Genomic DNA, 17,190 nt, shown 5'->3' with positions numbered 1-17,190 from the left:
CTGTCATCGGCGCTGCCATATGGTGAGCGGCGCACGATAGCAGCCCATCCAAGAGTCCACCATGCCGAGCACCGAAACCGTCCGCCGTCAGCGCGCCATGGGTGGCGCACTTGGCGTGATCGTGCTCGGCGCGGCGCTGGTCTACCATTTCTTTCCGCGGGTGTTCCACGTCAACCCTGCGGAACTGGCGCCGCGGCAGGCCTCCCCGATCGGCTACGCCAATGCGCCGGGCAGGCGGCCGGCGCAGTCTGCGCAGGGTTCCGAACTGGATGCCGGGCCGCCGCTCACGCTGGCGCCGGCGGCCGTGATCGCCGCGCGGATGAGCAAGGGCCATCCCAACCTGCCCGAGCAGCTGAGCGCGGATACGCCCGAAATCCAGGCGTTGCTGGCGCGTGCCGGCAAGGCCTTGCGGGAAGGGCGGTTGGCCGGTACGGACGGTGCCGCCCAGCTCTACGCCAAGGCGCTGCACGACAAGCCGGACAGCCGCGCCGCGGCCGAGGGCGTCAACCAGGTACGTGCGCAGCTGGTGGCGCTGATCGGCCAGAACATCGCCGTGGGCGATGCCGATTCGGCGCAGGAACTGCTCACCGACCTGCGCGGCCTGCCCAACAGCGGCGCCGACGTGGCGCAGCTGGAGCAGCACCTCAAGACCCTGGCCAAGGTCCGGCCGATGCTGGCGCAGGCCGCCGCGCTGCTGCAGCAGGGCAAGGCCGACCAGCCGCAGGGCGCCAGCGCGCTGGACCTGTACCGCCAGGTGCAGGTGCTCGACCCCCCGAACGCGATGGCCGAGCAGGGCATCTTCCAGGTGCAGCGGGCCGTGCTGGACCGTGCGCTGGCGGCCGTGGCGCAGAACGACTTCGCCGCCGCCGACAAGGCGCTCGCCGAAGCGGCCACGATCCGTCCGGGCTCGCAGCAACTGGCCGACGTGCACAACCGCGTCGAGGGCATCCGCCAGCAGCGCGCCGGCGGGCTGCTGGCCCAGGCCCGTTCGGCGCTGGACGCCGGCAACCTAGACCTGGCGCAGCGGCTGGCCGGGCAGGCGCAGGCATTGCAGCCGGGCCTGAAGGGCATCGACGAATTCCAGCAGCAGCTCACCAACGCCCGCCTGTACGCCAGCTACAAGCCGGGGCAGGTGTTCAGCGACCGCTTCGTCGACCTGCCGGGCCAGGCGCCGGCGATGGTGGTCATTCCCACCGGCAGCTTCCAGATGGGCGCGGCCGATGCCGAGGGCGACCATAGCGACGCCGAAACGCCGCGCCACCAGGTGACCATCGCCAAGGGCTACGCCATGGCCCGCAGCGCGGTCACCGTGGGCCAGTTCCGCGAATTCGTGCGTGCCAGCGGCTACCAGCCCGACTCGGTCAAGCTCGGCGGCGCCAGCGTGTACGACGAGCGCAGCGGCGCGCTGCGCGACGATCCCCGGGCGACCTGGCAGGACGACTACGCCGGGCACCCGGCGCAGGACGATCTGCCGGTGGTCAATGTCTCCTGGCGCGATGCCAGCGCCTATGCCGACTGGCTCAGCCAGCGCACCGGCAAGCGTTACCGCCTGCCGAGCGAGGCCGAATTCGAATACGCCCTGCGCGGCGGCACCCAGACCCGCTACTGGTGGGGTTCGCAGGCGCCCACCCGCAAGGTCGAGAACCTCACCGGCAGCGGTGACCGCTCGCCCAGCGGACGGCGCTGGAGCAACGCCTTCCCGGGCTACCACGACGGCTACTGGGGACCCGCGCCGGTGATGAGCTTCGAGGCCAACCCGTTCGGGCTCTACGACATGGACGGCAACGTTTCGGAGTGGACCACCGATTGCTGGCACGACAGCTACATGCGCGCGCCGGTCGACGGCAGCGCCTGGCTCAACCCCGGCTGCAGCGTGCGCGTGGTGCGCGGCGGTTCCTGGGGAAGCTCGCCCGACCAGGTGCGCTCGGCCTACCGGCAGGGAGCGGACGGCCACGTGCGCAGCGCGCGCGTGGGCTTCCGCGTTGTTCGCGAACTGTAGACGCGCTCCTGACGAGGATGGGCGCCAAGTTGGAACGCAGCTCATACGCTCCGTCCGCGACCTATCCAAGCCATCGGACATCTGCGAGACTGCAACGCCCGGTCAGCGGTTCGTGCCGCTCGCCGATGCCACGGTGGGCCAGCCACCCGAGGGGGGAGGCAGCAATGAATCCCGAAGCCGTTCGCCTGTTCATTCCCTTCAGCGCCGAGGCGCCCTGGATCGTGCGGGATGACGCCTCCCGGGTGGGCACCTATCCGACGCGCGCCGAGGCGATCTCGGCGGCCGTGCGGGTGCGTGCCAAACTGGCGCGCGCCTGGGGCCTGGAGCACCCGCCGGTGCGGGTGCAGGAAAGCGACGGCAGCTGGCGCGAATTGTCCGACCCCGATCCCGCAGCCCTGGTGCACTAGGTAATTCACGCATGGAAAAGACCTCCGGCCCACGGCGCATCCTGCTGGTCGAAGACGAGATGCTGGTGGCGATGCTGCTGGAAGACATGCTCAGCGAAGCCGGCCATACCATCGTCGGGCCGATGGCCCGGATCGACCAGGCGCTGCAGGCGGCCCGCAACGAGCCGATCGATCTGGCCATCCTCGACGTGAACGTCGGCGGCGAGGAGGTCTATCCGGTCGCTGAGGCGCTCGCCGCACGCGAGATCCCGTTCGCCTTCGCCACCGGCTACGGCGCCCACGGCCTGCGCGAGCCCTGGCAGGAGCGGCCCACGTTGCAAAAGCCTTTCCATCGCGACGACCTGTTCCGCATGGTCGCCGAACTGGCGTCTTCCTGTTCCTGCTGACCCAGGTCGGCAGGCGAAAAAAAAGCCCGCTTCGGCGGGCTTTTTTTTGCTGGCGTTGCGCCGTCTTGTGGTACCGGTGATAGGACTCGAACCTACACTCTGTCGCCAGAAGCGGATTTTGAGTCCAACTGAGATTTCGAGTCCGATCAGTCGCTTGCACTGCGAGCGCGGTCCGCAAAATCGTTCGTTTCGATGGCTCGGAACCGTTGAGCCAGCTAGAGGCTATGCGGATTGCGGACCAGATATCAGCGCGTCGGCGTGACCTTCGCGCCGCGGCGGTTGCGCACGTATTGCTCGGTCATCACGACCGACGTATGCCCCAGCTGCTGCTGCGCCTGGCGGATGTCGCCCGCGTCGGTCTTGTCGGTGCCGGCCTTCGCGCGAAGGTCGCGGAACTGGAAGGCCTTCGGCTCGATGCCGGCTGCCTCGCGTGCCTGAGCGAAGCGCTCCTGCAGCTGGCGATGCGTTAGCGGCTGGCCATCCTCGCGCACGACCAGGCGAGTGGCATGAACGGTCATCTGCGACTTGCGCGCGGCGATGCGATCGAGCAGGGTAGCCAGATCCCCGACCACCTCGATGCGCCGCTTGGCCGCCGTCTTGTTCTGCTGGACGTGCAGGAAGCCGTCGCGCACGTCGCGCAGGTCCATCTTGAGCGTGTCGGCCACGCGCTGGCCGGTCAGGTAGGCCAGGTCCATCGCATCGCGTAGCGGCCGGCAGGCCTCCTTCCAGACGGCTTCGAACATGTCGTCCTCGACGTAGACGTCCCGCCCCGTCTCCTTGAAGCCCTTCACGCCGGCGCAGGGGTTGGCCAGCGCCGTGTAGCCTGTCGCGCGCGCCCAGTTCCAAATATGCGAGAGCAGCGCCTTCTCGCGGTTGGCGCGCACCTTGGCCTTCTCCCCGCGCCACTGCAGGTACTGCCTGACGTGCTGCGGCTGGATCGCCTCCAGCGGGCAGGGCGGGTCGTCGAAGAAGGTGATCAGCTGCTTGAGCTCCTTGGCGTTGTCGCGCTGCGTGCGCGGCGCCTTCGTCGGGATGACCTCGGCGCGGTAGCGATCCGCCACATACCGGAAGGTGATCACCGCCGCCGGCTTCTCCGCGCCGGCGTGCTCGATCTCGGCCCAGCGCTTGATGGCCATGCCGTAGTCGCAGCCCAGCGGCTCCTCGTGGCGCTTCCCGTCGACCAGGCCATGGTCGTAGTAGTAGAAGGTCTTGCTGCCCTTCTTGCGCGGGCGAAGGCGCGGAATCGCGCCGGGTGACGACGGTCGGCGTCCCATGGTCAGGCGACCTTCTTGCTCGGCTTCCAGGTCGGCACAGCTTGCGCCGTGTCCTCTTTGCCTTCAACCGCGGCCCGGGTGACCACGGGCCAGCCGTGGGCGTCCACGTAGTGACGGATGCCGTTCTTGCAAAGGAACGCGACCTGGCCGGCCTTGAGCTTGGTGCGGGTCAGCTCGGCCAGTTCGTCGCGAGTGAGGCAGAGGGAGTTGCTCATGCCGTGGTTGCCTCTTCGAATGCTTTCTGGATCTGGTGGAACCGACCGGCGTCGCCGCCGCGGTCGGGGTGGTGCTGGGACCGCAGGCGCCGGTAGGCCGCCTCGATCTCATCCCGGGTCGCTGTCGCCGGCACGCCCAGCACGTCGCGCCAGTGCATGGTGGCGCCGGCGCCGGGCAACGCGGTGAAGCCGGTGAACGCGCGGTTGAGGATCTCGGCGCCGCCGTGGCGCTCGATCGCGCGCATGGCATCGAGCGTGGCAGCGATTGCGGCCAGGTTGTCCGCGATGCGGTCGTAGCGGTCGATGGCCATGCAGCGGGTCTCGCCGGTGCTGGTGGTCCAGTACACGGCCACGCCCGGGTCTTCCGGCTCGCGCTGGCCGGAGCGCGGCAGCCCGTCGTTGCGCAGCTGCAGGTTGGTGCTGATCACCAGAGTGTCCGGATCGATCACCCAGCGTTTGCCCGGGGGCGTGAATGCGCTGATCTCGCGCAGCACGCGCCTCGTTCCCTCGGCGATCGTGACCTCGCTGGCGGACTTGAATCGGCCGTTGTCCCAGCCGGACTTGCCGGATCGAAAGTTGGCGCGCTTGCGCTGCTTCGCCTCGGTGCGCTTCCAGCCGGTAGGCCACTGCAGGGGATAGGCGGGGATGCTCATGCGGCCTTCGCCTCCTGTTCGATGCGGCGAAACTCGACCACCCGGACCCACGGATTGGCGTCCCAGCTGCCGTCGCCGTTGATCGACTCCCATAGGCTGCGGTAGGCCGCCAACGGCGATGCGAACCACGGAAGATCAGGGGCACCGCGCCAGCCTTCCCGATCGCGCAGAAGGCCCTCGGCGATCGAATCGGCCTCGCTGATCGCCTGCAGCCGCTCCACGCGCACGCCGGTCACCTCCAGGGTGATGCGGCTGGCCCAGCGCGGCATGAACCGCGCGTGCCGGTAGCGGCCAGGGGCGGTGGTGGAGGGATGCGGACCAAACTCGCGCCAGTCCTTCTCGCTGGTGCGCGCACCGTCAGCCTCGTACTGAGTCGGGCACCACGGTGACCGATAGCCGGCTTGGAGACACTTCTCAGCGATCCGCTTGCCCGACAGGTCGTCGAGGCTAACCGGCACGCGCCATGCCTCTCGCACCCACAGCCGGTCGCCGGGCTTGCCGTAGGGGCACTCCAACAAAGACGGCTTGTGCCCGGGCAGGTGCTGGTCCTTGCAGACCCGCCGCGTCTGCGTCTTGCGGCCGTCGAGGATGGCGCGGACCATGGGGGCACTGAACAGGATGGGGAGCTCACGCATGGCGAAGCCTCCGAAAAAGAAGGTGCCGGGTTCGCATGTGTCGCTGTCGCTCAGGCAGCCGTGCGACCTTCTGGCCAAGCTGGAATGGGAAGCCGACGCGTTGCGGCGTTACTGGGACACGGACCTGCTGGGTCCGTCCTACTGCCTGCTCAATGGGGCGATCACCGCTTGGCAATTGGGTGATTGGGTGGCAGGTACGCTGGATGATGCAAAGCGCTGGGACTTGGCCGATGCCCACTTCGGTGTCGAGGTCCGGTCGCTGTTTGACCTGCAGACGCGCATGCGCGAATGCCGCGCCCTGGTCGCATGCCAGCAGATGGCCGCCGTCGCCAAGCACATGAAAATCAACGACGACGGAACCTACCGGCCTGGCTTCCGCGCCTATGAGATGTTCGACATCTACGCTCTCGAGATGCCGGACCCGTCGGACGGTCCCCAATTGAAGACCGTGCGGGTGCTTGAAGTCCGCTTCCCCGTTGAAGAGGAGAACGATCGCCCGACCCACCTTGTGTACAGCGCCCGGCTGGTGCTGGATGAGGCAATCGCGTGGTGGCAGGCGGCCTTGGAAGGGATGGGCCTCGATGTGGGCGCGCCGGCGATCGACGTTCGCTGACGAAATCATGCGGCCATCGCCTCCTTCTTCGCCTGCTTGATGAGCCGGCGCAGATCGTCGCGGCAGGAGCGGTAGGCATCGGCCGACGCCGCGAGGCCTTCGCTGTGGCGATCGCGCGCCTGCTCGTCCCAGTCGATGGCGAGTTCTTCGAGTTGCTGTAGTAGGGCGCTCACGGCGTCACCTTGTCCGGCTCGATCCCGAACGCCTTGTTGTAGTCGGCGCGGGTAGTGATTCGTACACGGTCGATACGCGCCTCTAGGCTGCGGATCGCCCGCTGCTTGCCATCCTCGAACGCGTCGTCCAGGTCGGGAAGCTCGGACGCCACAAAGAACGGGTGAAGAAAGCTGCAAGTCGCGGTGTCGCTCACAACCCCTCCCGCGCGCTGTTGTGCTGGGTCTTCAGGATTGGCTCGATCCGATTGATTACGCGGACCACTCGCTTCGACTGAATCTCATCGAACGACGTTTCATGCGTCATGCTTCGATGGGAGCAGACAAGTTCATCTTGGGCTTGTGCCAGCAACTCGATTAGCGCATCCCGCTTCTTCACCGCCTCCGCTATCTCGGCGTGGTGGGTGCGGTACCAGTTCACCAGCGCGACGACGAATTGCGCGTTCTCGGCGCTGTCCATGTTCTGGTGACGGTCGGGGTCGATAGTCGGCACGAGGAACGCCCGGTTACGCTCGGCAATGATTCGCCGCCATGAGCAACTGGTGTGCAACTCAACTTGGCCCGGCGTAGCCCGCGCATCGAGCAACACCAACGCCTCCAGTTCCTTGAGCAGGTCAGGGGTAGTCACGGGCTCGCCTCCTTGATGGCGCGTTGCAGATCGGAAATGCGGAAGGCCACGTACAGCCGTTCCTCACCATGGGTGAAGCCGATTTCCGCATGACCTTCGCCGGCTTCCGTTACTTCGGCCAGCAGCACGCCGGTGAAGGTTTCATCGCCATTCTCGTCAGTAGCAAAAGCCATCAGGCGCACGGGGAATTGCAAGCTCACTGGGTTATCCATGCCCGTTCTCCGAAAGGTGGGCGGTGATCCATTGCTGGCGTTTTGCCTGAATGGCGTCAATGTCGCTCTGCGTGCCGCTGCGTGTGCCTTTGCCATCCGGCATGAATCGGCAAGGGATGCACTCGCCGAACAGTTCGATGCTGGCGTGTTGGTCGCAGTGCGGTTCCCACGACTGGCGGCAATACGGACACGCCACCGCCTGCGCAGGCTGGGTGAGGTGGGCGTCACACGCTGAAACCATTGACTCAAGCAGCGCGACATTGCAGGTATCTAGGCAGGCCTCCGATCCGCCGAGCCAACTTGCCAGCGTGTCCCGAACCTGCTGCAAACTCATCATCTCGGCCATCTCACTCTCCTGCTGCGGGTTGGGTGGGCTGTTGGGCGGAAGCGCGCTCATTCAGAGCCTTGAGCGCCTCCATTAGCCGTGCCTTGTCTGCGTCCGTCCACCTGTACTCGCTGCCGTCAGATAGTCCGCGGCGCTGCATTTCGCACGGGCAGTAAGGCTGGCCGAATCGCGGCCCCATGCAGGCGCATGCGTTGAGCAAGCTCACCCCTCACCCCCATCACCCTCGGGCGCGGACGGGGCGGCGAGCAAGCGGCGTGCAGTGGCGACCTCGGGAGCGTCTTCGTGTGGCTTGAAGCCGCCGCGATCATCAGCCCACTTCTGCCCGCAGTCATCGCAGATCGTCCAGATTGCCCCTCCGCGATGCGTGTTTTCGTGGGCGCAGGTTTCGTGGTCCACGTACCTGAGCAGGCCCGCGAGAGCTTCCCGCCACCCCTCCGGCACCCCGGCGGGCGCGGACGGGGCGGCGGCGAGTAGAGTCCTGCGCGCCACGATCAGCGAGGGATCGGTGCGCTCCATGTCCTCTACCGAATCACAGTCACCACCTAAGCTCGTTATGCGATCCCTGCCGGCTTCGAGCACGCGGACGTATGCGCGGTAGAGGTCACGATAAGCCTTGGTCGGCACCCACCCATCCGGCACCCCGGCGGGCGAGGCTGCGGGGGCGGGGCGAAGGAATACCGGGATCGTCATGTTCCCGTAAGGCACTGCGCTGATTCGACCTTCATAGGAGCCGAACCCGTGGGCGCGCGCCTCGTCGGAGTACGTCGCCAAGTGCGTGAGGTCGTCCTGTGCGACGTAACCGCAGGCTGCCACAGCCTCACCCTGGCCCTGCGCGGCGAGGGCGGCAGTTACGACGCGCCGGTGATGATCGCGGCGCGGCGATCCAACCTGGCTCCAATCGCTCGTTTCGCAACTGAACTTGGCGATAGCCCACGAGGCTGCGCACGCCCGCTCCACCACCTCATCCCCCACCCGCCCGCTGCCGGCATGCTTTGGCCACGCCTTCTTGCCTTCGCGGGCTTCCTCGTAGAAGTCGCGAGCGAAGAACTCGCGCTCTGCTTCCAACCCGCTGTCGGCGGACTGGCGCAGGGTGTCGGCGTAGGCGCGGAGCATGTCGGTCGCATCGGCAGCAGCTTGCGGGACGCGGTATTCGCTACGGTGGTCATCAAGCACCGAGTCAACTGCGTTAGCTGCGCGGATGACTTCTTCCGGCGTGTACTGGCTCATGCGAGCTCGCGCTCGTCCTGTGCGGACTCGCCGAAGCCATTCAGGCTCGGCTGATCCGGATCGGCCTGCACCTGGTCGGCCCCGCCGCTGTACGGCGCGCGCCCCGCGACCACCAGAAGCACCGCCTGGCCGGCGGCGTCGAACAGGTCGTGTCGCTGCTGGTCGGACTTCGGCAGCGTCAGCACGGCCTTGATGCCTTCCTTGACGGTCACGCTCTCCACGGTCGCCACGATGGTCGGTCGGTTGTCGCTGGCGATGATGTTGACGGCCTGCGCAATGGCGCTCTGCACGCGTTCCTGCGCGCGGTAGATCACGTCCTGCTGGTCCTGCTCCGACATGGCCGGCCACGGGCGAGGCATGGTCTTCATTTCGTCGATGAGGGCAGCCATCAGGTCGCCGGTCATGGTTTCGGCGGCGATCGCGGCGGCGGAGGCCGTTTCCTGCGGGATCGCGGTGTCGGTGTGCGGGTGGGTCATGGAGGGCTCCGGGTTGGGATTGGGTGCGGGTTACGGGTCCCGCGCTGGTGCTGGTCCTCGCCGCTACCTGGACCGGGCCAGGGCTTCGTCGAGGGGCAGAGCAGCCGGCTCTCGCTGGGGTGTTCGGTTACGCCGCGATCTGCTGGCAGCGCTCGTTCCAAAGCTCCAGCAGCGGCTTGCGCTCGGGCTCCGGCAACAGGTTCGCGAGGTCGGCCGCGGCATCGAGTTGGTCGCGGTCCGTGGCGGCGTTGAGGGCGTCACGAATCTCTTCGGACGTGATGCCGTCCTGCTCGGCCTGCGAACCCGGCTCGGCGCCATCGCCCGCGCGATCGACGGCGTGGTAATCGCCCTCGATCACCAGCGGGTTGTCCTGGGGAAGGCCGGCGTCCGCCTGCTCGTCCAGTCCCACGGCGCGCTGGATCTCGATCGACACGGGCAGGTACTTGAAGAGGCGGCGGATGACGGTCTTCTTGGCCATCTCCTCGAAATGCGAGGCCCACGGGGTGTTCGGTTCCTGCCCGGGTTTGGCGAAGCGCACGGCGGTCTTGTAGCCCTGCGATTCGTTGCGCACGCGCTCGATGTCCGCGCGGCTCATCACCTCGAACTGCGTGCCGCCGTCCTTGAGCTTGGCCACGGCGTAGACGAACGTGACCGGGCCGCGGTCGGCGGCGTGCCAGTCGGGACGGTGGATCAGCTTGGAGTCGAGGCCCAGCTCGACGTCGAACTGGTCCTTCGCGTGGACCGTGCGCGCCTCCAGGCTGACGATCTGGCCGGAGCGGCGGGCCAGGTCGAGCATGCCGCGGTAGCCGATGATGAACTGCACTTCCGTGCGGTTGGCCCGGCGGTTCTCGAACGGGATCATGTAGCAGTGGCCGAGCGCGCCGCCGGGCTCCAGACCGAGCGCTGCGCACTGCATGATTGCGCCGAGGAAGGAGGTCTGGTCGCACTGCGCCAGCTTCGGCACCTTGCGCACTTCGGTGAGCGCGATACGCGCGAGGCGCTCGGCGGTCATGTGCTTGGGCAGCGCCAGCTGCATCTGCTGTTTGATCGCCGGATCGGTCAGCAGGCCGGCGATCGTCTTGGGCTTCTCGTGCTTGGCTACCTCGGTGCCGGGCTTCGCCGCCTGGTCCTGCAGATGGTTCTGGAGTGCGTTGCGTGCTGCCATGGTGGTGCTCCTCGTGGGGTTTACTTCAGGCGGAAGACGCGCACGCCATCGGCGCGGGCTTTCCAGGTGAGTGCGGGCTGGCCGGCGACCAGCAGCGTCGTGGCGTCGCGCATGAACGCCTTGATGCGGAAGGCAGCGGCGTCGTGCTCGGCCTCCAGCAGCTGCCGCTGGCTGCGCGCGCGCGTCAGCGTTTCGAGCGCCGCGCGGATCTCGGCGTCGGCCTCGACGGCTCGGCCGCTGTCGCGCGCGTACAGGCGCAGCACGTCGTCGGCGTTCACCGGCTGCGGCGGTCGGCGCGGCTCGATGTGGTATTTCCAGAACCGGGCCGCGTGCGCGCGGATGTTCGCGATCAGGGTCTCGTCGCGCTCGATGCGATAGATCCGGTCGTCATCGAGGCCCACCAGCGCGTGCACGTAGGCGTGCGATCGACCGGTGACGCCCAAGCCCCACATCACCTGGGCGGTGACGTACATCGGCGGCTCTTCGTCGAGGTCGGGATCGCCCCAGTCGCGCACTGCGTTCGGGTGCACGGTCTTGCACTCGCCACTGGCGCCGTCTTCCGTTTCGAAGTCCAGCTCCGCGCGCATCCACGGATAATGGGCATCCGTGTACCGTTCATTGCGCTTGATAATCCGAAGCCCGGTCGCTTCCTCGAAGCACGCGGCCGCGAACGGTTCCAGCGCCTTGCGGCGCTCGAAGAAGCGGCGCTGTGCCGGGCTGATCTCCTCCGCCTGCTCCGAGGTGATCGTCAGGTACTCGTCGAGCGGCGACTTGAACGGCGACACGCCGAGAATGCCGGCCACGTTACCGCCGCCCAGGTAGCCGCGGGTCGGGCTGAGGGGCGCGAGCTGGGCGTTCATGGCGCGGAGGCAGCGAAGCTGATGAGTACGCATGCGGCACACACCGCCAGCGCGATGGCCAGCATCGTCGGATTGTTGTCCGGGTTCATCAGCCACTTCATCCGTTGGCGGCCTTCTTGCCGCGCGCCGGCGCCTGGCCAGCGGCCTCGCGCTTGAGCACCTTGCCCAGCCGCACCGTCGCCGCGTTGGTCGGCGCCAGCGTGCACAGCAGGACGTGCGCGTCGTTTGCAGCCTCGACCAGCGACATCTTCGCGACGCGCTCGGCCTCGGCGCGCACGGCCGCTTCCTCGCGCTCGCGCTGCAGGCGCTGGGCTTCCTCGTCCAGACGCCGCTGCTCGGCGGCCTGGCGCTCGCGCTCGGCCTGCAGCTCGGCTTCCTGCTGCTGGCGGACCCGCTCCTGTTCCTCGCGCTCGGCGCGCTCCTGCTCCTCGCGGGCAGCGCGGGCCTCGTCTTCCTGCCGCTGGCGCTCGGCGCGCTCGGCTTCTTCGCGCTCGCGCTGGGCTGCGGCCTCACGCTCGCGCTGCTCGCGGGCCAGCCGGTCCTGCTCGGCACGCTCGGCCGCCGCCTTCTCCTCGTCGGCGCGGCGCCGGGCTTCGGCTTCCTCGCGCAGCCGGGCCAGCTCGGCGCGCTCGGCCTCGATGCGCTTCTGCTCGGCCTCGTGGTCGCGCTGGGCGTCGAGCAGCTGCTTCACGCGCCCGATCGTGGCGTCCAGCGCATCGCGGCCGATGTCGAAGAATTCGGCGAACTCCTCCTCGTCCAGCTGCTCGGCCTCCAGCTTCGCGAGCTGCCCGGCGATGATCACGCTGGGCTTGCCCACCAGGCCGGCGGGCACGTCGCGGATCGCCTGGATCTTCTGTTGGATCGCCTCCACGCGCAGGCGCTCGGCCTCCAGCTTCTGCAGGCGTTCGGACTCGGCGCGCGCTTCCTCGGCCTTGATCTGGATGTCGATCGGCTCCTCGAGCGCGACGATCTCGGCGGTGATGCGCTTGGCCTCCTCGTCGATCATCCGGCAGCGCTCCAGCGCCGGCGCCTTGATCTCCTTGCGGGTCTTTTCCAGCGTTGTGCGCAGGGTGCGCAACTCGGCGCGCGCCTCCTTGGCGGCCTTCATCTGCTTCGGGACCGTCACGTCGTAGACGACGCCCTGGTGCTTCTGGCGCAATTCGGCCAGGCCCGCCGCGGTGTCGGTGTACTCGGCGATCGCGGTGAGGTTGCTGCCGGCGTTCTTTTCGATGGGTTGGGCGTTCATGGGAATCCTTTGCCGGCTTCCCGCCGGCGTGTTGAAAGAAGGGGTTACGGGAGCCGGCCGGCCCAGCGCAGGACGTCGAGCGCCTGGTCGAGCGTCAGAGGCGGGCACTGGCCCAGCTCGGGACCGGAGAGGACCGATTGCGCGAGGTAGCGGATCCGCGTTTCCTCCGGATTGACCGGCGGCGACAACGGGCCCCACGGAACGAACGGCTGCGGCTTTTCAGCGACGACGGCATTCATGCGGCGGCTCCTCGCGTAGAAGGGATGCCGGCGACGGCTTCGGCGCAGGGAGGGGTGTACGCCTCCGCCGCCGCCGGCAAGCTGGAAAGAGGGACCACCCGCAACAGGCGCGCCATTTCGTCGAGCACGGGCGCGAGCTCGGAGGCCGGGATACCGGAAAGGTCGAGGCCGGACATCACGCGGTCCTCATGGCGGCGACCGCCTTGTCGTCGCGCCACTGCGGCAGGATCTGGTCGTAGTAGGCGACGTTGCGCTCCAGCAGAGCCAACTCGCCCTGGGTGTACTTCCACGGCCGGCGGCGCGCCTGGAACAAGCGCCACTTCGCCTGCAGCCGCGAACGGTGGGCCGACGCGATGAAGTCGTAGGGCTTGGACGTGACGGTGGGGCGCCACATCACAGCACGCCCGCCGCGACCAGGACGCGCGCCACGAAGGGCGCCAGCAGCCAGCCGAAGGCGAGCATGACGGTGATGGCCAGCAGACCCACGGACACGATGCGGACGACCTCGGCCAGGGCCAGCTCACGCTCGGTCGGCTCCGCGCACCCCGTCTGGCCAGCCGCGCGCACCCGGTCCAGCAAGGCCTGGGCCTGCAGCTCGGCATCGATCCGCGCGGCGCGCTCCTGCTCGTAACGCAGGGCGCCCAGCTGGTCCTCGTAGTGCGCCCGCTGGGTCTGCTGGTAGGCCCGCACGCTCGGGTGCTGGGCGACCAGGTGCAGCGCGCGGCGCTGGCGGAGGGTCGGGGCGCTCATTTGGCACCGCCGATGCGGGCGAGGGCGGCTTTCCGAGCGGCCTTGGCGCCGACACCATCCAGCGCATCAGCGAGCGCGATCAGATCAGGCTCTTTCCCGTCGCGGCAGGCCGCGTGCACACCGATGCCCGCCTCGATCAGCTCGGCCACGGCACCTTTGGCGGCATGCAACGCATCTGCATAACGGCGGGTGTCCGCGCCATCGTCGGCCGTTCCGTGCAGCACGCTCACCGCATGCTGCATCACGCGCAGCACATCAACCGGCGCGCTCATGCAGCCCACCGCTTGCGCGCCAGCCCGATGAAGAACCGGGCGCTGGCCAGGCTCAGGCGGCACTGCTCAAGGTTGCCGCCGCGCTTGAACCACGCCGCATTGGCGATGGAAACCCGAGCCATGGACAGGCACGAGACGGGTGTGCGGAGGGCGGTGACTTCCTGCGGCATGACGTTCTCCCCGGCCTGTGAAGGCGATGGGGAGATTAAACACCACGTGTACTACGGAGTCAACACCATGTTTAGAGAAATGTGTAATTTCGGTTCGCCCGTGGTAGCAAACCTTGCCCCAGGGCCGTCGCAACCCCTGCAACAGCCGCCCGCCACCATGCCCTCCACCAGGCTGGAGCAGGGCAATGAGAGAGACGATCCACATCGTGCAGCCGTTCGATCGCATCAAGCGCGGGCTAATGCCGCGGCAGGCGCTGCAGTACAAGACAGGGCAGGAGGCTTCGCGGCGAGCTGAGTTGTTGGCCAGCGCCCATGCGGGCGTGGTGGCCTACAGCATGGACGTGGACGAGGAGGGCGGGGACTATGGGCAACCGCGGGTGCTGTTCACGGCGGGCGAGGTGCCGGAGCTGGCGTAAATACGCACGCATCATGCTTGCAATGCGTGCGTGCTTCATGCAAGCATGTCTGCACCTTCACGAGAGAGGTGTTGCATGGACATTGAAAGCCCTAAGGGTCGCGCCAAGGGTGGCGTCGCTCGCGCTAAGAGCTTGGCGCCCCAGACGAGAAGCGAGATATCTAGAAAGGCCGCTGTCGCAAGGTGGAGCGCTAAGAAGCAGCCTCCTATCGAGCCGCCGGAAGATCCGCCGTTCGCGCAATGGCCTGGTCAGATCGACCTGTCAGGTGAGCCGATCGAATGCTATGTTCTCAACACCGGGCAGCGAGTCATCGCACTGCGCTCGGCTGTGAAATCCATAGCGGACGCTGACAGCGGCGACCTGGCCAAATTCATTGGCGTATCGTCCCTAAGACCTTTTATAGACAAGGACTTGGTCCTGGCCGAACTGGTCGAGTTTTCGATCCCGGGAACCCAGTTCAAAGGTAGTGGACTGACCACCGAGAACTTTGAGCTGATCTTGCGCGCCTATGTCCGCGCACTGCACGAGGGCGCCGACCTCACTGATCGCCAGCGCGCCATCGCCATTCGGTGTGCGGTCATCAGTGCAGGCCTTATTCGCAGCGGCCTGGACGCGTTGATCGATGAGGCTACCGGGTATCAATACGAGCGCCCGCAAGACGCTCTGCAGGTCAAATTGCGGGCCTTCATTGCCGAGGAGTTGCGCGCCTGGGAAAAGACGTTCCCGGACGAGCTATGGCAGGAGTTTGGGCGCCTCACAAAATGGGCTGGCCCCCTGCATAGTCGTCCGCGGTGGTGGGGAAAGCTAGTGATCGAACTGGTGTATGACACGCTCGATAAGGACGTAGCCAAGTACCTCAAGGAGAACAAGCCGCCACAAGGCATACATTGGCATCGTCAGCTAACCGATAACCTGGGCGTGCGACAGCTCGTTTCTAGGTGCTTCGAGGTGGTCGGCATGGCCAAGACCTGCGGTAGCATTGCTGAGCTTCGGCAGCGTGTTGCTGAGCACTATGGAAAGCGGACCGTGCAGTTCACACTCACTCTTCCGGCAAAGCCTGCCTCCAAGTAATTCTAAGCCCCGCTCCGGCGGGGCTTTTGCTTTTGGCCTATGCGTGCTGCTTGTCGCTCGCTGGCGCCGTGCCTGCGTAAGCATGCACATGCTCGATCTGTGACGTCTCGAGCGAGACGCGCCGGCCGCCGCTCTGCAGGGCAGTGAACGTGTAGAGGTTGCCGTCCTGCCGCAGGAATTCCAGGATCGTGCTGCGACCATCGCGCAGCTGCACCAGGGCATACTCGTTGAACGCCAGCTCCTTGCGGGGCGAGAAGATCACCAACGCGCCGCGGCGGATCTCCGGATGGAACCGATCCGATTTGATCTCGATCGCGTACTCGTCCCCATGCCGCGTCCGCCACTCGACGTAGGCGTTACCCACGTCCTCCAGCTCCCGCCAAAACCCTTCTTCGTCAACCATCGCCGCTCCCCGCACTATCACCCGCTCTACGCGGCGGAGTGAAGGATGGGTGATGGTCTCTCCATATTGTGAGATTGGCTCTGGAATCCGCATTGAGAGCGGGATACCTAGGTCCTCGCCGAGGATAGCGTTGGCGTCACATCCGTAGGCGAGTTGAGCTAGGCGAGCACCTTCTTGCGATACGCCTCGCTTCCTCCAGTTCGTCACGGTCTGGGGCGAGACCCCGAGACGCTTCACTAGATCCGTCGGACGCGTATCTCCATGCGGCTTGGCCGCGTCCAAGAGCCGCGAAAAGGATGGATGGGTTTCGTCAACGGCTTGCATGGGCGCCATTGTGGGCGGACTAAACAAGGCGTTGTTACACGGTGCGTTGACTTGTGGATTAAACATGGTGTGTAATCACGCCATGACCAAGAAACATGCCGATGCAGCTCTGATCCAAGCCCTTGGCGGTCCTGCCGAGGTGGCCCGCTTGCTCGACCTCGACCCCGCAAACGGCGGCGTCCAGCGCGTGCAGAACTGGACGTCGCGGGGCATTCCGCCTGCTGTACGGCTGCAGCACCTGGACATCTTCGGCCAGCCCCAGACCGCAGGGCAGGGCGAGGCGGTCCAGCAGCAGAGGGCGGGGTGACTCATGGCCAAGGCCGCCCCGAAGCCGGAGCCTGCCAACCCGATCGCCTGGACCTTGCGCGACGAGATCGCTATGCGCATGGGCGCTGCCCTGGTCGTCAAAGGCGGCTGGGGCACTACGCAGCCCGATGGCAAGCATCGCTCCTACTCGAACATGCGCGAGTACGCCGAGGCGGCCTATTCCTTCGCCGATTACATGCTGCGGGCGCGGGAGGCGGCCTGAGATGGACGAGACGCGAATCCGCGAGATCGTCCGCGAGGAGATCGCGGCCAGCTTGCGCCAGCGCGACACGCCGACAGAGCGTGACTTGACCCGAGAGGAGATCTTCCGGCGGCTCTTCGATAGGCAGAGCGACCAGTCCAGCTTCCCACTCCTGGAATACATCGGAGTTTGCGATGGCGTCGCGCTGGATATGGCGCGCACCTTCGCGCCTACGGCGCCAGCTTGGCCGCCTCGGCCAACCAGCGGTGAATCTGCTCGTCGGCCAAGGTCGCGAGCTGGTCGTTTCCTCCGAGCGATGCGAGGCCAAGCGCAACGTTTGCGCCTATGGCGGAAAGCCTGTCCTGCATCGCGGCCCGTAGTGCAACCGGATCGGGCTGGCTCTGTATGAGAGCCAGCAGCACGCCTTGCATGGCCAGCTCGGAGGCGTACGCGAGCAACACCACGTTGCGCAGCTGGTCGTCGGTCAATTTTTCCACGAAGTCCCCCGGTGTGTTGGTCGGTTGC

At 66.9% G+C, this 17,190-nt stretch carries 30 protein-coding genes; 8 read left to right on the top strand and 22 right to left on the bottom strand.

All coding sequences use genetic code 11. From position 1 onward, the window contains the following. Positions 1-61 precede the first annotated feature (61 nt). From VGU03_RS11180 to VGU03_RS11170, 3 genes are all read left to right on the top strand, one after another. Entirely contained in the window at positions 62-1,999 is a 1,938-nt protein-coding gene (locus VGU03_RS11180; RefSeq protein ID WP_327480541.1) for a formylglycine-generating enzyme family protein, read from the top strand. Positions 2,000-2,163: 164 nt separating this feature from the next. Next, the gene (locus tag VGU03_RS11175) at positions 2,164-2,406 is read left to right on the top strand and encodes a hypothetical protein (protein WP_327480539.1); all 243 of its coding nucleotides are present in this window, start codon (positions 2,164-2,166) and stop codon (positions 2,404-2,406) included. Positions 2,407-2,417: 11 nt separating this feature from the next. Next, complete coding sequence (locus VGU03_RS11170; protein WP_327480537.1) at positions 2,418-2,792, top strand: response regulator; 375 nt, start codon at positions 2,418-2,420, stop codon at positions 2,790-2,792. Between the two features lie 245 nt (positions 2,793-3,037). On the opposite strand, the gene VGU03_RS11165 is transcribed toward VGU03_RS11170, so the two are convergent. From VGU03_RS11165 to VGU03_RS11150, 4 genes are read right to left on the bottom strand one after another with little or no spacing between them, the layout of a single operon-like run. Beyond that, entirely contained in the window at positions 3,038-4,066 is a 1,029-nt protein-coding gene (locus tag VGU03_RS11165) for a tyrosine-type recombinase/integrase (RefSeq protein WP_327480535.1), read from the bottom strand. A 2-nt stretch (positions 4,067-4,068) separates the two neighbouring features. Then, positions 4,069-4,281, bottom strand: coding sequence for a DUF4224 domain-containing protein (locus VGU03_RS11160; RefSeq protein ID WP_327480533.1), 213 nt, complete (start codon positions 4,279-4,281; stop codon positions 4,069-4,071). Continuing rightward, positions 4,278-4,934 (bottom strand): J domain-containing protein, encoded by a 657-nt coding sequence (locus VGU03_RS11155; protein WP_327480532.1) that lies wholly within the window; start codon positions 4,932-4,934, stop codon positions 4,278-4,280. Before VGU03_RS11155 ends, VGU03_RS11160 begins: the two co-directional genes overlap by 4 nt. Next, entirely contained in the window at positions 4,931-5,569 is a 639-nt protein-coding gene (locus tag VGU03_RS11150) for a hypothetical protein (RefSeq protein WP_327480530.1), read from the bottom strand. Before VGU03_RS11150 ends, VGU03_RS11155 begins: the two co-directional genes overlap by 4 nt. On the opposite strand from VGU03_RS11150, the gene VGU03_RS11145 reads away from it, so the two are divergent. Next, positions 5,568-6,182, top strand: coding sequence for a hypothetical protein (locus tag VGU03_RS11145; protein ID WP_327480528.1), 615 nt, complete (start codon positions 5,568-5,570; stop codon positions 6,180-6,182). The two genes, VGU03_RS11150 and VGU03_RS11145, sit on opposite strands and share 2 nt — an antisense overlap. A 5-nt stretch (positions 6,183-6,187) precedes the next feature. Here VGU03_RS11145 and VGU03_RS11140 read toward each other — a convergent pair whose 3' ends face one another. From VGU03_RS11140 to VGU03_RS11065, 16 genes are all read right to left on the bottom strand, one after another. Further along, positions 6,188-6,355 (bottom strand): hypothetical protein, encoded by a 168-nt coding sequence (locus VGU03_RS11140; protein ID WP_327480526.1) that lies wholly within the window; start codon positions 6,353-6,355, stop codon positions 6,188-6,190. Then, positions 6,352-6,549 (bottom strand): hypothetical protein, encoded by a 198-nt coding sequence (locus tag VGU03_RS11135; RefSeq protein WP_327480525.1) that lies wholly within the window; start codon positions 6,547-6,549, stop codon positions 6,352-6,354. Before VGU03_RS11135 ends, VGU03_RS11140 begins: the two co-directional genes overlap by 4 nt. Continuing rightward, a complete protein-coding gene (locus VGU03_RS11130; protein WP_327480523.1) occupies positions 6,546-6,980 on the bottom strand; it encodes a hypothetical protein in 435 nt (144 codons plus the stop codon). The genes VGU03_RS11135 and VGU03_RS11130 overlap by 4 nt, the downstream gene beginning before the upstream one ends. Continuing rightward, positions 6,977-7,192 (bottom strand): hypothetical protein, encoded by a 216-nt coding sequence (locus VGU03_RS11125; RefSeq protein ID WP_327480521.1) that lies wholly within the window; start codon positions 7,190-7,192, stop codon positions 6,977-6,979. Before VGU03_RS11125 ends, VGU03_RS11130 begins: the two co-directional genes overlap by 4 nt. Further along, entirely contained in the window at positions 7,185-7,538 is a 354-nt protein-coding gene (locus tag VGU03_RS11120) for a hypothetical protein (RefSeq protein ID WP_327480519.1), read from the bottom strand. Before VGU03_RS11120 ends, VGU03_RS11125 begins: the two co-directional genes overlap by 8 nt. Positions 7,539-7,739: 201 nt before the next feature. Next, the gene (locus VGU03_RS11115) at positions 7,740-8,765 is read right to left on the bottom strand and encodes a hypothetical protein (protein WP_327480517.1); all 1,026 of its coding nucleotides are present in this window, start codon (positions 8,763-8,765) and stop codon (positions 7,740-7,742) included. Next, positions 8,762-9,241: a hypothetical protein gene (locus VGU03_RS11110; protein ID WP_327480515.1), complete on the bottom strand. Its 480-nt coding sequence runs from the start codon at positions 9,239-9,241 to the stop codon at positions 8,762-8,764. Before VGU03_RS11110 ends, VGU03_RS11115 begins: the two co-directional genes overlap by 4 nt. Before the next feature lie 127 nt (positions 9,242-9,368). Continuing rightward, complete coding sequence (gene recT / locus VGU03_RS11105; protein WP_327480514.1) at positions 9,369-10,406, bottom strand: recombination protein RecT; 1,038 nt, start codon at positions 10,404-10,406, stop codon at positions 9,369-9,371. Positions 10,407-10,426: 20 nt separating this feature from the next. Then, positions 10,427-11,266, bottom strand: coding sequence for a YqaJ viral recombinase family protein (locus VGU03_RS11100; RefSeq protein ID WP_327480512.1), 840 nt, complete (start codon positions 11,264-11,266; stop codon positions 10,427-10,429). 97 nt (positions 11,267-11,363) lie between these two features. Then, positions 11,364-12,512, bottom strand: a complete 1,149-nt coding sequence (locus VGU03_RS11095) for a DUF1351 domain-containing protein (RefSeq protein ID WP_327480510.1) — start codon at positions 12,510-12,512, stop codon at positions 11,364-11,366. A gap of 44 nt (positions 12,513-12,556) precedes the next feature. Continuing rightward, complete coding sequence (locus tag VGU03_RS11090; RefSeq protein ID WP_327480508.1) at positions 12,557-12,751, bottom strand: hypothetical protein; 195 nt, start codon at positions 12,749-12,751, stop codon at positions 12,557-12,559. Continuing rightward, the gene (locus tag VGU03_RS11085) at positions 12,748-12,927 is read right to left on the bottom strand and encodes a hypothetical protein (RefSeq protein ID WP_327480506.1); all 180 of its coding nucleotides are present in this window, start codon (positions 12,925-12,927) and stop codon (positions 12,748-12,750) included. Before VGU03_RS11085 ends, VGU03_RS11090 begins: the two co-directional genes overlap by 4 nt. Beyond that, positions 12,927-13,145: a hypothetical protein gene (locus VGU03_RS11080; RefSeq protein ID WP_327480504.1), complete on the bottom strand. Its 219-nt coding sequence runs from the start codon at positions 13,143-13,145 to the stop codon at positions 12,927-12,929. Before VGU03_RS11080 ends, VGU03_RS11085 begins: the two co-directional genes overlap by 1 nt. Further along, positions 13,145-13,501, bottom strand: coding sequence for a hypothetical protein (locus VGU03_RS11075; protein ID WP_327480502.1), 357 nt, complete (start codon positions 13,499-13,501; stop codon positions 13,145-13,147). The genes VGU03_RS11080 and VGU03_RS11075 overlap by 1 nt, the downstream gene beginning before the upstream one ends. Then, complete coding sequence (locus VGU03_RS11070) at positions 13,498-13,773, bottom strand: hypothetical protein (protein WP_327480500.1); 276 nt, start codon at positions 13,771-13,773, stop codon at positions 13,498-13,500. Before VGU03_RS11070 ends, VGU03_RS11075 begins: the two co-directional genes overlap by 4 nt. Next, entirely contained in the window at positions 13,770-13,943 is a 174-nt protein-coding gene (locus VGU03_RS11065) for a hypothetical protein (protein ID WP_327480498.1), read from the bottom strand. The genes VGU03_RS11070 and VGU03_RS11065 overlap by 4 nt, the downstream gene beginning before the upstream one ends. A 185-nt stretch (positions 13,944-14,128) precedes the next feature. Here VGU03_RS11065 and VGU03_RS11060 point away from each other — a divergent pair, with 185 nt between their 5' ends. Then, the gene (locus tag VGU03_RS11060) at positions 14,129-14,359 is read left to right on the top strand and encodes a hypothetical protein (RefSeq protein ID WP_327480496.1); all 231 of its coding nucleotides are present in this window, start codon (positions 14,129-14,131) and stop codon (positions 14,357-14,359) included. A gap of 75 nt (positions 14,360-14,434) precedes the next feature. Next, positions 14,435-15,430 (top strand): P63C domain-containing protein, encoded by a 996-nt coding sequence (locus VGU03_RS11055; protein ID WP_327480494.1) that lies wholly within the window; start codon positions 14,435-14,437, stop codon positions 15,428-15,430. A gap of 37 nt (positions 15,431-15,467) precedes the next feature. Here the strand turns inward: VGU03_RS11055 and VGU03_RS11050 are convergent, their stop codons facing one another. Continuing rightward, positions 15,468-15,833, bottom strand: coding sequence for a hypothetical protein (locus VGU03_RS11050; RefSeq protein WP_327480492.1), 366 nt, complete (start codon positions 15,831-15,833; stop codon positions 15,468-15,470). A gap of 406 nt (positions 15,834-16,239) precedes the next feature. Between VGU03_RS11050 and VGU03_RS11045 the strand changes: the two genes are divergently transcribed. Next, on the top strand, positions 16,240-16,464 hold the full coding sequence (locus tag VGU03_RS11045; RefSeq protein WP_327480491.1) for a hypothetical protein: 225 nt from the start codon (positions 16,240-16,242) through the stop codon (positions 16,462-16,464). Between the two features lie 3 nt (positions 16,465-16,467). Beyond that, complete coding sequence (locus tag VGU03_RS11040) at positions 16,468-16,686, top strand: hypothetical protein (protein WP_327480489.1); 219 nt, start codon at positions 16,468-16,470, stop codon at positions 16,684-16,686. A gap of 209 nt (positions 16,687-16,895) precedes the next feature. Here VGU03_RS11040 and VGU03_RS11035 read toward each other — a convergent pair whose 3' ends face one another. Then, positions 16,896-17,162 (bottom strand): hypothetical protein, encoded by a 267-nt coding sequence (locus tag VGU03_RS11035; RefSeq protein ID WP_327480487.1) that lies wholly within the window; start codon positions 17,160-17,162, stop codon positions 16,896-16,898. Positions 17,163-17,190 lie beyond the last annotated feature (28 nt).

Origin of the sequence: Frateuria sp. (genome assembly GCF_035944355.1) — a bacterium.
GTDB lineage: Bacteria > Pseudomonadota > Gammaproteobacteria > Xanthomonadales > Rhodanobacteraceae > Frateuria_A.
This window is presented reverse-complemented; position numbering and strand designations above follow the sequence as displayed.

Coding starts and splice junctions, on each gene's coding strand:
- VGU03_RS11165 (WP_327480535.1), bottom strand. CDS start 4,066: ATGGGACGCCGACCGTCGTCACCCGGCGCGATTCCGCGCCTTCGCCCG.
- VGU03_RS11160 (WP_327480533.1), bottom strand. CDS start 4,281: ATGAGCAACTCCCTCTGCCTCACTCGCGACGAACTGGCCGAGCTGACC.
- VGU03_RS11040 (WP_327480489.1), top strand. CDS start 16,468: ATGGCCAAGGCCGCCCCGAAGCCGGAGCCTGCCAACCCGATCGCCTGG.
- VGU03_RS11090 (WP_327480508.1), bottom strand. CDS start 12,751: ATGAATGCCGTCGTCGCTGAAAAGCCGCAGCCGTTCGTTCCGTGGGGC.
- VGU03_RS11115 (WP_327480517.1), bottom strand. CDS start 8,765: ATGAGCCAGTACACGCCGGAAGAAGTCATCCGCGCAGCTAACGCAGTT.
- VGU03_RS11110 (WP_327480515.1), bottom strand. CDS start 9,241: ATGACCCACCCGCACACCGACACCGCGATCCCGCAGGAAACGGCCTCC.
- VGU03_RS11065 (WP_327480498.1), bottom strand. CDS start 13,943: ATGCCGCAGGAAGTCACCGCCCTCCGCACACCCGTCTCGTGCCTGTCC.
- recT (WP_327480514.1), bottom strand. CDS start 10,406: ATGGCAGCACGCAACGCACTCCAGAACCATCTGCAGGACCAGGCGGCG.
- VGU03_RS11095 (WP_327480510.1), bottom strand. CDS start 12,512: ATGAACGCCCAACCCATCGAAAAGAACGCCGGCAGCAACCTCACCGCG.
- VGU03_RS11100 (WP_327480512.1), bottom strand. CDS start 11,266: ATGAACGCCCAGCTCGCGCCCCTCAGCCCGACCCGCGGCTACCTGGGC.
- VGU03_RS11180 (WP_327480541.1), top strand. CDS start 62: ATGCCGAGCACCGAAACCGTCCGCCGTCAGCGCGCCATGGGTGGCGCA.
- VGU03_RS11045 (WP_327480491.1), top strand. CDS start 16,240: ATGACCAAGAAACATGCCGATGCAGCTCTGATCCAAGCCCTTGGCGGT.
- VGU03_RS11155 (WP_327480532.1), bottom strand. CDS start 4,934: ATGAGCATCCCCGCCTATCCCCTGCAGTGGCCTACCGGCTGGAAGCGC.
- VGU03_RS11055 (WP_327480494.1), top strand. CDS start 14,435: ATGGACATTGAAAGCCCTAAGGGTCGCGCCAAGGGTGGCGTCGCTCGC.
- VGU03_RS11085 (WP_327480506.1), bottom strand. CDS start 12,927: ATGTCCGGCCTCGACCTTTCCGGTATCCCGGCCTCCGAGCTCGCGCCC.
- VGU03_RS11175 (WP_327480539.1), top strand. CDS start 2,164: ATGAATCCCGAAGCCGTTCGCCTGTTCATTCCCTTCAGCGCCGAGGCG.
- VGU03_RS11125 (WP_327480521.1), bottom strand. CDS start 7,192: ATGGATAACCCAGTGAGCTTGCAATTCCCCGTGCGCCTGATGGCTTTT.
- VGU03_RS11060 (WP_327480496.1), top strand. CDS start 14,129: ATGAGAGAGACGATCCACATCGTGCAGCCGTTCGATCGCATCAAGCGC.
- VGU03_RS11145 (WP_327480528.1), top strand. CDS start 5,568: ATGGCGAAGCCTCCGAAAAAGAAGGTGCCGGGTTCGCATGTGTCGCTG.
- VGU03_RS11050 (WP_327480492.1), bottom strand. CDS start 15,833: ATGGTTGACGAAGAAGGGTTTTGGCGGGAGCTGGAGGACGTGGGTAAC.
- VGU03_RS11070 (WP_327480500.1), bottom strand. CDS start 13,773: ATGAGCGCGCCGGTTGATGTGCTGCGCGTGATGCAGCATGCGGTGAGC.
- VGU03_RS11170 (WP_327480537.1), top strand. CDS start 2,418: ATGGAAAAGACCTCCGGCCCACGGCGCATCCTGCTGGTCGAAGACGAG.
- VGU03_RS11150 (WP_327480530.1), bottom strand. CDS start 5,569: ATGCGTGAGCTCCCCATCCTGTTCAGTGCCCCCATGGTCCGCGCCATC.
- VGU03_RS11080 (WP_327480504.1), bottom strand. CDS start 13,145: ATGTGGCGCCCCACCGTCACGTCCAAGCCCTACGACTTCATCGCGTCG.
- VGU03_RS11120 (WP_327480519.1), bottom strand. CDS start 7,538: ATGGCCGAGATGATGAGTTTGCAGCAGGTTCGGGACACGCTGGCAAGT.
- VGU03_RS11075 (WP_327480502.1), bottom strand. CDS start 13,501: ATGAGCGCCCCGACCCTCCGCCAGCGCCGCGCGCTGCACCTGGTCGCC.